Origin of the sequence: Enterobacter cloacae complex sp. SHL018, from assembly GCF_049237905.1 — a bacterium.
GTDB lineage: Bacteria > Pseudomonadota > Gammaproteobacteria > Enterobacterales > Enterobacteriaceae > Enterobacter > Enterobacter hormaechei_C.
On record NZ_JBMKJE010000001.1, the window covers coordinates 988,488 to 1,000,496 of the forward strand.

12 protein-coding genes are annotated in these 12,009 nt (G+C 54.5%); 7 read left to right on the top strand and 5 right to left on the bottom strand.

The genetic code is table 11. From position 1 onward, the window contains the following. Positions 1 to 151: 151 nt before the first annotated feature. The 6 genes from chbB to chbG all read left to right on the top strand — a co-directional run bounded on the left by chbB (position 152) and on the right by chbG (position 5,377). Positions 152 to 469: a PTS N,N'-diacetylchitobiose transporter subunit IIB gene (gene chbB / locus ACOTY5_RS04825; protein WP_015570750.1), complete on the top strand. Its 318-nt coding sequence runs from the start codon at positions 152 to 154 to the stop codon at positions 467 to 469. Between the two features lie 80 nt (positions 470 to 549). Further along, a complete protein-coding gene (gene chbC, locus ACOTY5_RS04830; RefSeq protein ID WP_017384664.1) occupies positions 550 to 1,908 on the top strand; it encodes a PTS N,N'-diacetylchitobiose transporter subunit IIC in 1,359 nt (452 codons plus the stop codon). A 47-nt stretch (positions 1,909 to 1,955) separates the two neighbouring features. After that, positions 1,956 to 2,303, top strand: a complete 348-nt coding sequence (chbA, locus tag ACOTY5_RS04835; protein ID WP_003857835.1) for a PTS N,N'-diacetylchitobiose transporter subunit IIA — start codon at positions 1,956 to 1,958, stop codon at positions 2,301 to 2,303. Between the two features lie 29 nt (positions 2,304 to 2,332). Then, positions 2,333 to 3,151 (top strand): transcriptional regulator ChbR, encoded by an 819-nt coding sequence (gene chbR, locus ACOTY5_RS04840; protein WP_017384663.1) that lies wholly within the window; start codon positions 2,333 to 2,335, stop codon positions 3,149 to 3,151. 109 nt (positions 3,152 to 3,260) lie between these two features. Continuing rightward, positions 3,261 to 4,616 carry a 6-phospho-beta-glucosidase gene (locus ACOTY5_RS04845; protein ID WP_045141490.1) on the top strand — a complete coding sequence of 452 codons (1,356 nt, stop codon included), beginning with the start codon at positions 3,261 to 3,263 and terminating at the stop codon, positions 4,614 to 4,616. A gap of 11 nt (positions 4,617 to 4,627) precedes the next feature. After that, positions 4,628 to 5,377, top strand: a complete 750-nt coding sequence (gene chbG / locus ACOTY5_RS04850; RefSeq protein WP_062934101.1) for a chitin disaccharide deacetylase — start codon at positions 4,628 to 4,630, stop codon at positions 5,375 to 5,377. Positions 5,378 to 5,466: 89 nt separating this feature from the next. On the opposite strand, the gene katE is transcribed toward chbG, so the two are convergent. Continuing rightward, positions 5,467 to 7,716: a catalase HPII gene (gene katE, locus ACOTY5_RS04855; RefSeq protein ID WP_421631851.1), complete on the bottom strand. Its 2,250-nt coding sequence runs from the start codon at positions 7,714 to 7,716 to the stop codon at positions 5,467 to 5,469. 186 nt (positions 7,717 to 7,902) lie between these two features. Between katE and cedA the strand changes: the two genes are divergently transcribed. After that, positions 7,903 to 8,157, top strand: a complete 255-nt coding sequence (cedA, locus tag ACOTY5_RS04860; RefSeq protein WP_071524159.1) for a cell division activator CedA — start codon at positions 7,903 to 7,905, stop codon at positions 8,155 to 8,157. 48 nt (positions 8,158 to 8,205) lie between these two features. Here cedA and tcyP read toward each other — a convergent pair whose 3' ends face one another. The 4 genes from tcyP to hxpB form a co-directional block, all read right to left on the bottom strand. Continuing rightward, a complete protein-coding gene (tcyP, locus tag ACOTY5_RS04865; RefSeq protein WP_015570743.1) occupies positions 8,206 to 9,597 on the bottom strand; it encodes a cystine/sulfocysteine:cation symporter in 1,392 nt (463 codons plus the stop codon). Positions 9,598 to 9,724: 127 nt separating this feature from the next. Further along, positions 9,725 to 10,315 (bottom strand): metal-dependent hydrolase, encoded by a 591-nt coding sequence (locus ACOTY5_RS04870; protein WP_015570742.1) that lies wholly within the window; start codon positions 10,313 to 10,315, stop codon positions 9,725 to 9,727. A gap of 95 nt (positions 10,316 to 10,410) precedes the next feature. Continuing rightward, entirely contained in the window at positions 10,411 to 11,172 is a 762-nt protein-coding gene (kduD, locus tag ACOTY5_RS04875) for a 2-dehydro-3-deoxy-D-gluconate 5-dehydrogenase KduD (RefSeq protein WP_058689448.1), read from the bottom strand. A gap of 128 nt (positions 11,173 to 11,300) precedes the next feature. Beyond that, complete coding sequence (gene hxpB, locus ACOTY5_RS04880) at positions 11,301 to 11,972, bottom strand: hexitol phosphatase HxpB (protein ID WP_003857825.1); 672 nt, start codon at positions 11,970 to 11,972, stop codon at positions 11,301 to 11,303. Positions 11,973 to 12,009 lie beyond the last annotated feature (37 nt).

Consider the following 12,009-nt stretch of genomic DNA (forward strand, 5'->3'; position numbering starts at 1 on the left):
ACAATTTCAGTCTATCCAGAATTATCCCCTCCCTGTACCATTGCGTATACTCACTTCAACGACAAACAATGTTCAGCACACTGCCCGTCAGCCAGGATAGCGAGTCGAGTGATAGCGCGACGGCGGGTAGCCAAACAAGAGGGAAGTTATCATGGAAAAGAAACATATCTATCTGTTTTGCTCTGCGGGCATGTCCACTTCGCTGCTGGTTTCCAAAATGCGCGCGCAGGCCGAAAAATATGAAGTCCCTGTGGTGATTGAGGCGTTTCCGGAAACGCTGGCGGGCGAGAAGGGTCAGACAGCCGACGTTATTTTACTCGGGCCACAAATCGCTTATATGCTGCCAGAAATTCAGCGTCTGCTACCCAATAAGCCGGTCGAAGTGATCGATTCCGTTTTATACGGCAAGATTGATGGTTTAGGTGTATTAAAAGCTGCCGTTGCGGCGATTAAAAAAGCTGCTAATTAATTTTTTATTTTTCCCGTCAAAGAGTTATTTCACACACAATACGCCGTAACGGTCGTTGCGGCATTTAAGGGTATTTTCCTATGAGTAAAGTCATCGCTTCACTTGAAAAGGTACTCCTTCCTTTTGCTGTTAAAATAGGAAAGCAGCCTCACGTTAATGCCATTAAGAACGGCTTTATTAAATTAATGCCGTTGACATTAGCCGGGGCAATGTTCGTTTTAATTAACAACGTTTTTCTGAGCTTTGGAGAAGGTTCCTTTTTTTATTCATTAGGAATTAGGTTAGATGCTTCAACTATTGAAACCCTTAATGGTTTAAAAGCCATTGGCGGCAACGTATACAACGGTACGTTGGGTATTATGTCGCTAATGGCGCCTTTCTTTATCGGAATGGCGCTGGCGGAAGAGCGTAAAGTGGATCCGCTGGCGGCAGGCTTACTGTCCATTGCCGCGTTCATGACCGTCACACCGTACAGCGTGGGTGACGCTTACGCCGTTGGCGCCAACTGGCTGGGTGGGGCAAACATCATTTCCGGTATTATTATCGGACTGGTGGTGGCCGAAATGTTCACCTTCATTATTCGCCGTAACTGGGTTATCCGCTTGCCGGATAGCGTTCCGGCCTCCGTTTCTCGTTCATTTTCCGCGTTGATTCCGGGCTTCATTATTCTCTCCATCATGGGGATTATTGCCTGGGCGCTCTCTCACTGGGGCACAAACTTCCACCAGATCATTATGGACTCTATCTCAACGCCGCTGGCGTCGATGGGTAGCGTGGTCGGTTGGGCGTATGTCATCTTTACCTCCCTGCTGTGGTTCTTTGGCGTGCATGGTTCACTGGCACTGGCGGCGCTGGACAGCGGTATTATGACCCCATGGGCACTGGAAAACGTCGCGCTTTACCAGCAGTACGGCTCCGTCGATGCGGCGCTGGCGGCCGGTAAAACCTTCCATGTGTGGGCGAAGCCGATGCTTGACTCCTATATCTTCCTGGGCGGTACCGGGGCGACGTTGGGTCTGATCATCGCGGTCTTTATTGTCTCTCGCCGCGCCGACCATCGTCAGGTTGCGAAGCTGGCCCTGCCATCAGGCATCTTCCAGATTAACGAGCCGATCCTGTTTGGTCTGCCAATTATCATGAACCCGGTGATGTTCATTCCCTTCATCCTGGTTCAGCCGCTGCTGGCCGCGATTACGCTGACGGCGTACTACCTGGGCATTATCCCGCCGGTGACCAACATTGCGCCGTGGACGATGCCGGCTGGTCTGGGCGCGTTCTTCAACACCAACGGTAGCGTGGCGGCCTTCCTGCTGGCGATATTCAACCTCGGGATTGCAACCCTGCTCTACATGCCGTTCGTGGCGATTGCGAACAAGGCCGCAACGGTTATCGATGAAGAAGAGAGCGAAGAGGATATCGCCCTCGCACTGAAATTCTAAAATTGCACGGCGCGGGGCAACCCGCGCCAGCGGAAAGGAGCTTAAAGATGTTAGATTTAGAGAGTATCGTTGCCGAAGAAACCGCAGAGAACGATCTGGAAGAGGTGGTGATGGGCCTCATCATCAACTCCGGGCAGGCACGCAGCCTGGCGTATGCGGCGCTTAAGCAGGCTAAGCAGGGCGACTTCGTTGCCGCGAAAACCATGATGGAGCAGTCCCGTACAGCGTTAAACGAAGCGCATCTGGTGCAGACGAAGCTCATCGAAAGCGACCAGGGCGAAGGGAAGATGAAAGTGAGTCTGGTGCTGGTACATGCGCAGGATCATCTGATGACCTCCATGCTGGCACGCGAGCTGGTCGCGGAGCTCATCGAGCTTCACGAGAAGATGCAATAAGTCAGTTGAAGTAGCAGGAGGTCAGCACGATGGAAATCAAAACCGCACATGAGCAACAGCTGTTTAATGGCAAAAATTTTCACGTGGTGATTTACAACAAAACGGAGAGCGCCAGCGGTCTGCACCAGCATGACTACTACGAGTTCACGATTGTTCTGACCGGCCGCTACTATCAGGAGATCAACGGTAAGCGCGTCCTGCTTGAGCGTGGCGATTTCGTCTTCCTGCCAATGGGATCTTATCACCAGAGCTTTTATGAGTTTGGTGCGACACGCATTCTGAACGTAGGGGTGAGCAGGCGTTTCTTCGAGAAGCACTATCTGCCGCTGGTGCCGTTCTGCTTTGTGGCGTCACAGGTGTATCGCGTTAAAAATGAGTTTATGACCTGGATTGAAACGGTTATCGCATCGCTGAATTTCCGCGACAATGAATTTGATGAATTTATTGAAACCGTGACGTTCTACGTCATGAATCGCCTCCGCCATCACCGTGAAGAACAGCAGGTGGTGGATGATATTCCTCAGTGGCTGCGCAGTACCGTGGAGCTGATGCACGATAAAGGACAGTTCAGCGATAACGCCCTGGAGAATATGGTGGCGCTGTCGGGTAAATCGCAGGAATATTTGACGCGCGCCACGCAGCGTTATTACCGTAAAACGCCTGTGCAAATCATTAATGAAATCCGCATTAACTTTGCCAAAAAACAGCTGGAAATTACTAATTACTCTGTCACCGATATCGCTTACGAATCGGGTTACAGCAGCCCCAGCCTGTTTATTAAAACCTTTAAAAAATTGACTTCATTCACACCGAACAGTTACCGCAAAAATTTAACGGTAATTAATTAACTTTCGGCGGTTTATCCGCCAGGAACAGTGACGTAATGGCTTGCCCAAATAGCGGGAAGAGTACGCTATACCTTGCAGGCGATTAACCTGATATGCTAAGGGAGATATTATGCAACAGAAATTAAAAGTCGTAACCATTGGTGGCGGCAGCAGCTATACCCCGGAATTACTTGAAGGTTTCCTGAAACGGTATCATGAATTACCGGTCAGCGAATTATGGCTGGTGGATGTTGAAGAAGGTCAGGAGAAGCTGAATATTATTTTTGAACTGTGCAAACGCATGGTTGAAAAAGCGGGCGTGCCCTTAACCGTGCATAAAACGCTGGATCGCCGCCTGGCACTGAAAGATGCTGACTTCGTGACCACGCAGCTGCGCGTCGGCCAGCTGAAGGCGCGTGAGCTGGACGAGCGCATTCCGCTGAGCCACGGTTATCTGGGCCAGGAAACCAATGGGGCAGGTGGCCTGTTTAAAGGCCTGCGTACTATTCCGGTCATTTTTGACATCATTAAAGACGTGGAGGAGATCTGCCCGAACGCCTGGGTGATCAACTTTACCAACCCGGCCGGGATGGTCACCGAGGCAGTCTATCGCCACACCGGTTTCAAACGCTTTATCGGCGTCTGCAATATTCCGATTGGCATGAAGATGTTCATCCGCGATGTACTGGAACTGACCGATAACGATGATCTCTCCATTGATCTGTTCGGCCTGAATCACATGGTCTTTATCAAAGATGTGATAGTGAACGGGCAATCGCGCTTTGCGGAACTGCTCGACGGCGTCGCCTCTGGTCGCCTGACCGCGGCCTCGGTGAAAAACATTTTCGATCTGCCGTTCAGCGAAGGGCTGATCCGCTCCCTGAATCTGCTGCCGTGCTCGTATCTGCTCTACTACTTTAAGCAGAAAGAGATGCTGGCCATTGAAATGGGCGAATACTACAAAGGTGGCGCACGCGCTCAGGTTGTACAGAAAGTAGAGAAGCAGCTTTTTGATTTGTATAAAGATCCGAACCTGAACGTCAAACCGAAAGAGCTGGAGCAGCGCGGCGGGGCATACTATTCGGATGCCGCGTGTGAAGTGATTAACGCCATTTACAATGACAAGCAGGCCGAGCACTATGTAAACGTTCCCCATCACGGGCACATCGACAATATCCCGGCAGACTGGGCCGTTGAGATGACCTGCATCCTTGGGCGCGAGGGTGCAAAACCGCATCGCCGCATTACCCACTTCGACGATAAGGTGATGGGTCTGATTCACACCATCAAAGGCTTTGAAGTGGCGGCGAGCAATGCGGCCCTGAGCGGCGAACTGAATGACGTGCTGCTGGCGCTGAACCTCAGCCCGCTGGTGCATTCTGACCGTGACGCTGAAAAACTCGCGAGTGAGATGATCCTGGCGCATGAAAAATGGCTGCCAAACTTTGCTGCAACGGTTGAGAAACTGAAACTCACACACCGTTAAGAGGAGGCGCGATGGAAAACCTGCTGATCGTCAATGCCGATGATTTTGGCCTGTCAAAAGGGCAGAACTACGGCATTATTGAAGCCTGTCGCCGGGGCGTCGCGACCTCTACAACAGCGCTCATCAACGGTGAGGCGGTGGAACATGCGGCGCAGTTAAGCCGTGAGCTGCCCGAGCTGGGCGTGGGCATGCACTTTGTGCTGACGCTTGGGTTGCCCCTTTCGCCAATGCCGGGCCTGACGCGCGACGGCCAGCTGGGGAAATGGATTTGGGAAATGGCGGAGCAGGGCGCTCTGCCGCTCGATGAGATTGCCCGCGAGCTGGATTGCCAGTTTAACCGCTTTGTGGATGTGTTTGGCCGCGAGCCTACCCATATTGACAGCCATCATCATGTGCATATGATCCCGGCGATTTTCCCGCTTGTGGCAGAGTTTGCGCAACGTAAAGGCGTGGCGATGCGCGTGGATCGTGAGGTGCGCGGGCTGCCGGACGTCGCGGTGACGTCAACGGAGGGGTTCAGCAGCGCATTTTATGGCGACGAGATCGACGAAGCGCTGTTCCTGAAGGTGCTGGATGAGTCCGCCGCGAAAGGGGAGCGCTCGCTTGAGGTAATGGCGCACCCGGCGTTTGTCGATAACATCGTACGTAAGAGCGCCTACTGCTGGCCGCGTCTGGCAGAACTGGATGTGCTGACGTCGGCGTCGTTAAAGTACGCGATTGCCGAGCGTGGGTATCGTCTGGGGACGTTCAGGGATCTTTGAGTTAAAGCCCGGTGGCGGCTTCGCCTTACCGGGCCTACAAAAGCAATCGAAATGTAGGCCGGGTAAGCGCAGCGCCACCCGGCTTTTTTTTACGCCGGTATCTGGTCAATCTTACTGCTGCGCGACCACACGCGGTGCGCAGCAAGCAGGTCAAACAACCGGGTCATAAACGCATCGTCAATGTTATCACCTTCGACAATGCCTTCTTCCCCTTGATCCGGTACCTTCAGCAGAGATTTAAACTTTCGCGCATCGCCTGCCAGGGCGATTGGCTTCAGGTGCTTATAGGCTTCCAGCAGATAATAGGCGGCATCACCGTTACCGAGCAGGCTCTCAACGTCGCCGCACGGCATAATCACCGCGTCAACCGTCAGCGACGGTGCCCCGGCGAAGGTCGCGGCAATTGGCAGGACAGAGCCATCGTCGGCTGTCACTTCACCCATGCGGGAGTAAAGCAGTTTGGCATGTACGCCCTGGGTTTTGAGCGCCTTCATGATCCCCAGCACGTCGCTGGCGCGCGGTTTATCATTCAGCAGGATAGCCACTACGCGGCCTTTAATTGACCCGCCAGGTACCGCGTACAGGCTCAGGGACGGATCCTTCTTCAGCCCGTTCACGTCTTTTGGCGGTGCGGCATGGCATTGCTCGTCAGTCAGCGTGATGCCGAGATTATTCGCCACGCCCTGAGCAAGCTGGATATCAATATGCGCCAGATGGTCGACCACGCGCTCGCGAATGTAGGTACGCACCACTTTGCTCAGCTCAAAGCTGAAACCGCCGATAATGTGCTGCTGTTCAATCGGGGTCTGGCTGTTCCAGAACAGGCGAGGCTGAGCGTAATATTCGCCGAATGACGGGCTGCGCTCGCGAATTTTTGTTCCGTCCACGCGCTCCTGATACGACTCAAATCCGCCACGTTTTGGCCCCGGCGGGGTTTCACGCGGCCAGTTATCGTTAATGGAGTTTGGCTCGTAGTTCGCCGGGTTGGTATCGATATCCTGGCGATGCATCCCGTCACGCTGGAAGTTATGGTACGGGCAGGTCGGACGGTTGATAGGAATTTCGTGGAAGTTCGGTCCACCGAGACGGCTGATCTGCGTATCGGTGTAAGAGAACAGACGGCCCTGTAGCAGCGGATCGTTGGTGAAATCCAGCCCCGGCACAATATGGCCCGGGTGGAACGCAGCCTGCTCATTCTCCGCGAAGAAGTTATCCGGGTTGCGGTTAAGCACCATTTTGCCCACCAGCTGAACCGGCACCAGCTCTTCAGGAATAAGCTTGGTCGGGTCGAGCAGGTCGAAGTCGAATTTGAACTCGTCCTCTTCCGGGATCAGCTGTAATCCCAGCTCGTATTCCGGGAAATCACCGGCTTCAATGGATTCCCACAGTTCGCGACGGTGGAAGTCCGGATCGCGCCCTGTCAGCTTCTGTGCTTCATCCCACACCAGGGATGCTTTCCCCGCGACCGGTTTCCAGTGGAAACGCGCAAACGTCGCTTTACCTTCAGCGTTAATCAGACGGAAGGTATGAATACCAAACCCTTCCATGGTGCGATAGCTGCGTGGGATCCCCCGGTCAGACATCGCCCACATCACGTTGTGAAGGGTTTCCGGTTGCAGGGAGACGTAGTCCCAGAAGGTGTCATGCGCACTTTGTCCCTGCGGTATGGCCCAGTGTGGCTCTGGTTTTACCGCATGGACAAAGTCAGGGAACTTATGCGCATCCTGAATGAAGAAAACCGGGGTGTTATTCCCGACGAGGTCGAAAATGCCCTCTTCGGTATAGAATTTGGTGGCGAAGCCGCGGATATCACGCACCGTATCGGCCGAACCCGCGCCGCCCTGTACGGTAGAGAAGCGCACAAATACCGGTGTGATTTTGTTCGGATCGGAAAGGAAATCCGCCTTCGTGATCGCCTTCAGGCTCTTGTACGGCTGGAAATAGCCGTGCGCCGCGGAGCCGCGAGCGTGAACGATACGCTCAGGAATACGCTCATGGTCGAAATGGGTGATTTTTTCCCGCAGGATGAAATCTTCCAGCAGCGTCGGGCCGCGCGTTCCGGCGCGCAGGGAGTTCTGGTCATCGGCGATACGCACGCCCTGATTGGTGGTCAGCGCATAGCCTTCACCCCCTTTGCGGTGCGGGTCGAGAGATTTTAACTTCTCGTTATCCGCATCGGGCGACTTCACGCTTCCCGGTGCAGTAGGTTGCTCGCCCGGCGCGGACAGGCCCGGCGACGGTTTATGAGAGCCATCCGCAGGGGCGAGTGAGTCCATTCCCGGTTGAGATTCTTCGGTGCCATGAATAGGGGCTTGATGTGGTTTATCATTGTTCGACATTGCACGATTCTCCTTTGTTCGTTCCTGAAAACCCTATTAAGGATAGAACAATGTGATGAATTAGCAGGCGAACTAAGCGTTTTCAGATAAGTGATTAGCGAAAGGAGCCATCTGCCTCACGTCAGGCGCGACGGGTGGGGGGAGAATCGGCTATGATAGAAATTTCCTGCTTAAGAATTTGCTTTAGTGAACCCGTCGCTTATGAAACCTCTTCGTCAACAAAACCGCCAGGTTATTAGCTATGTGCCCCGCGTTGAACCCGCGCCGCCTGACCATGCCCTGAAAGTGGATGGTTTTCGCGATGTCTGGATGTTAAGGGGTAAATACGTTGCCTTCGTGCTGATTGGCGAGCACTTCCGTCGCTCCCCTGCGTTTACGGTGCCGGAATCGGCGCAGCGATGGGCTGTGCAGACCCGCCAGGATGAAGAGGTTGAAGAATAACAGCCATAAAAAAACCGCCCGCAGGCGGTTTTTTTATTTCAGCCGTGATTAACGATGGGCCAGTTCCGCATCTTCTTCACTGTCGAGAATCGTTTTGTCGGTCTGCTTCAGCCACTGGCTGGTCAGGGTACCGGCGGTCATTGAGCCACTCACGTTCAGGGCGGTACGCCCCATATCGATCAGCGGTTCAACAGAGATCAGCAGGGCAACCAGCGTCACCGGCAGTCCCAGCGCAGGCAGAACGATCAGCGCAGCGAAGGTCGCGCCGCCGCCCACGCCCGCAACACCGGCGGAGCTAATGGTCACGATACCCACCAGCGTCGCAATCCAGACCGGATCCAGCGGGTTAATCCCCACGGTTGGGGCAACCATCACGGCCAGCATCGCCGGGTAGAGACCCGCACAGCCGTTCTGCCCGATGGTGGCGCCAAAGGAGGCCGAGAAGCTGGCGATAGACTCCGGTACGCCCAGACGACGGGTCTGTGCTTCCACGTTCAGCGGGATAGATGCCGCGCTGGAACGGCTGGTGAAGGCGAAGGTCAGCACCGGCCAGACTTTGCGGAAATATTTCAGCGGGCTAACGCCGTTCACGCCCAGCAGGATACCGTGCACCACAAACATAATGCCCAGCCCCAGATAAGAGGCGATCACAAAGCTGCCAAGCTTGATGATGTCTTGCAGGTTAGAGCCTGCCACGACTTTGGTCATCAGCGCCAGGACACCGTACGGCGTCAGCTGCATGACCAGACGCACCAGCTTCATCACCCAGCTTTGCAGGGTATCGATGGCTGTCAGAACGCGCTCGCCTTTCGGCGCATCGTCCTTCAGCAGCTTGAGCGCAGCCACGCCCAGGAATGCCGCGAAGATCACCACGCTGATAATGGAGGTTGGGCTTGCACCGGTCAGGTCAGCGAACGGATTCTTCGGAATGAAGGAGAGCACCATCTGCGGAACGGTCAGATCGGCCACTTTACCCACGTAGTTGGTCTCAATCGCCGTCAGACGCGCGGTTTCAGCGCTACCCTGCACCAGACCTTCAGCAGTCAGGCCAAACAGATTGGTTACCAGCACACCCACCAGCGCCGCAATCAGCGTGGTGAAGAGCAGGGTACCAATGGTCAGGAAACTGATTTTACCCAGTTGAGAGGCATTATGCAGGCGGGCTACGGCGCTCAGAATAGAGGCGAATACCAGCGGCATAACGATCATTTGCAGCAGCTGTACATAGCCGTTACCGACAATGTTGAACCACTGAATAGAATCTTTCAGTACCGGGCTATCGGAGCCGTAAATGGCGTGTAAGGCCAGGCCAAACACCACGCCCATGACCAGACCGACCAGTACCTTTTTCGCCAGGCTCCACTGTTTGTGGCGAGCCTGGGCGAGAAGCAATAGCAATACGACGAACACAACAATGTTCGCGATGAGTGGAAAATTCATCCCCGTTCTCCTGATTTATTATACGGTCGGTTTTTACCGAACCTGTTGGCGCAAGGTTATCAGAAGTGTGATGTCGCGCTTATATCCATATGGAATGGTTTATGACAAAAGTGATTATATTGTCGGTTTAATGTTCAATCTGGTGATTAATAAAACGATTGAACTGAAATTGTAGCGAGTTGATCATTTGCGATGACCAGCGCACTGCACCATTTTCGGGCAATGTCTGCGGCATCCACACGGCATACGCAAACAGCGCCATACACAGAACGCGCTCCAGCTGGTTGCCTTTTTGCGGCACGAGGATTGGCAGACGGAAACGCCAGCGGCAGGGCCAGAGCAGCGGTACGCCCGCTGGCGTCAGCATATCGGCGAGGATATGGCTTAAGTAGCCGAGCACCATGCCCTGAATGGCATCCGCCGGGACGATCCAGCTCTCCGGAACCTTCAAATAGAAGAGTGTAAGCAGGCCGAAGACGGCCAGCAGGCTGTGGGTAAACCCGCGATGACCAAAGGCTCTGGCGATGGGTTTTGAAATCCACTTCAGCCGCTGGCCAAGGAATGACTTTGGATGATCTATGTCCGGCAGGAGGCAGGTCAGCACGGCGGAAGGGACAATATGCCACCAGTCCCCCTGTGCCAGCACAGGGGTCAGTTCAGCGTTTTTGGCAAACACTGCACAGGCAAGTGAAAAAAGCAGGTGGCCTTCCGCCGTCATGATAAAACCCGGTAAACTGTCGATTCATACAGTATAGGGTTTTTATACAGTGTGTGAAAGAGGTGACGGTGTAACTCTTTGTCACAAACGCGCGGTTAGCGCGCCAGCCAGCCACCGTCTACGGCGAGGGTATGGCCGTTAACGTAATCAGAGGCCGACGAGGCCAGGAACACCACCGGACCCTGTAAATCCTCCGGCAGACCCCAGCGACCCGCCGGAATACGGTCGAGGATCGCCTGGCTGCGCTGCTCATCATCGCGAAGCTGCCGGGTGTTATTGGTCGCCATATAACCCGGCGCAATAGCATTCACATTAATGCCCAGCGTTGCCCATTCGTTCGCCAGCAGGCGGGTGAGGCCCAGCACGCCGCTTTTGGACGCCGTATAGGAGGGCACCCGGATGCCGCCCTGGAAGGAGAGCATGGAGGCAATGTTAATAATCTTGCCGCCCTGACCCTGCGCGATAAACTGTTTCGCCACTGCCTGAGAGAGGAAAAAGACCGATTTCAGATTGAGATCGATGACCTCGTCCCAGTCCTTCTCGCTAAATTCCAGCGCATCGGCACGGCGGATGGTGCCGGCATTGTTAACCAGAATATCGATGCGGCCCATCTCAGCGACTGCGGTATCCACCACGCTCTGAATACTCTCCTGCTTGCCAAGATCGGCGCGAATCGCGATAAAGTGTCGTCCCAGCGACGTAACGCGCGCTGCCGTTTCGTCAGGAACCTTGCGGTTAACCCCCACGATATCGCATCCTGCCTGGGCGAGGGCAATGGCCATACCTTGCCCCAGACCGGTATCGCACCCGGTCACCATCGCCACTTTTCCTGCCAGAGTAAAAGCATCCAGTATCATACGCGCCTCAGAAGTCAGGTTATTGTCATTCTGCACGTAAGAATAGGAGTCTGGAATGAGAAAAGCAAATAAAGTAAAACGTTGTTTTGATTTGGCGAGACAGGCAGCCGAAGCTGCCTGAAAGAGCGTTACTCCCCGCGCAGATGGCGGGCAGTCAATTCTTCAAGAGACGTCAGCCTGACGTCTGCGAGGGCAAAACGGGGATCGTGTCGGCCTTCTTCAGCCGGCACAACGATGGAGCGCATACGTGCGGCTTTGGACGCCACCATGCCGTTAACCGAATCTTCCAGCGCCACACAGGTAAGTGGATCCAGCCCCAGTTTCGCGGCGCAGTCCATATATACCTGCGGATGTGGCTTGCTGTAAGGAAGCTTTTCGGCCGAGGCCAGCGCGTCGAAGCTGTCGCGCAGCCCGAACATCGTCAGCACTTTTTCCAGCATATGCAGCGGTGAGGCGGAGGCCAGCCCCACTTTCAGCCCTTGCGCCTTGCACAGGGCGATAGCGTCGCGTACGCCCGGTAACAGCGGCTTATACTCCTCTACGAGGGAGATAGCGCGGTTGATAATGCGCGCCGTTACTTCGTCGCGATCCGGGCCAACCCATGGCTGGTGGGCATACCAGAGGTCAACCACCATATCGATGCGCAGCCCCAGGGTATCGGGAAGCTCGTTACGACGACTGATATCGACGCCGAGGCTGGCCATCACGTCCAGTTCAGCCCGATCCCACAGGGGTTCGGAATCAATCAGCAATCCATCCATGTCAAAAATAGCGGCAAGTATCTGGCGCGGGGTCGACATTACAACATCTCCTTATCTTGGGGGTAAGACAAACGGT

Coding starts and splice junctions, on each gene's coding strand:
- katE (WP_421631851.1), bottom strand. CDS start 7,716: ATGTCGAACAATGATAAACCACATCAAGCCCCTATTCATGGCACCGAA.
- chbB (WP_015570750.1), top strand. CDS start 152: ATGGAAAAGAAACATATCTATCTGTTTTGCTCTGCGGGCATGTCCACT.
- chbR (WP_017384663.1), top strand. CDS start 2,333: ATGGAAATCAAAACCGCACATGAGCAACAGCTGTTTAATGGCAAAAAT.
- hxpB (WP_003857825.1), bottom strand. CDS start 11,972: ATGTCGACCCCGCGCCAGATACTTGCCGCTATTTTTGACATGGATGGA.
- kduD (WP_058689448.1), bottom strand. CDS start 11,172: ATGATACTGGATGCTTTTACTCTGGCAGGAAAAGTGGCGATGGTGACC.
- tcyP (WP_015570743.1), bottom strand. CDS start 9,597: ATGAATTTTCCACTCATCGCGAACATTGTTGTGTTCGTCGTATTGCTA.
- ACOTY5_RS04845 (WP_045141490.1), top strand. CDS start 3,261: ATGCAACAGAAATTAAAAGTCGTAACCATTGGTGGCGGCAGCAGCTAT.
- chbA (WP_003857835.1), top strand. CDS start 1,956: ATGTTAGATTTAGAGAGTATCGTTGCCGAAGAAACCGCAGAGAACGAT.
- ACOTY5_RS04870 (WP_015570742.1), bottom strand. CDS start 10,315: ATGACGGCGGAAGGCCACCTGCTTTTTTCACTTGCCTGTGCAGTGTTT.
- chbC (WP_017384664.1), top strand. CDS start 550: ATGAGTAAAGTCATCGCTTCACTTGAAAAGGTACTCCTTCCTTTTGCT.
- chbG (WP_062934101.1), top strand. CDS start 4,628: ATGGAAAACCTGCTGATCGTCAATGCCGATGATTTTGGCCTGTCAAAA.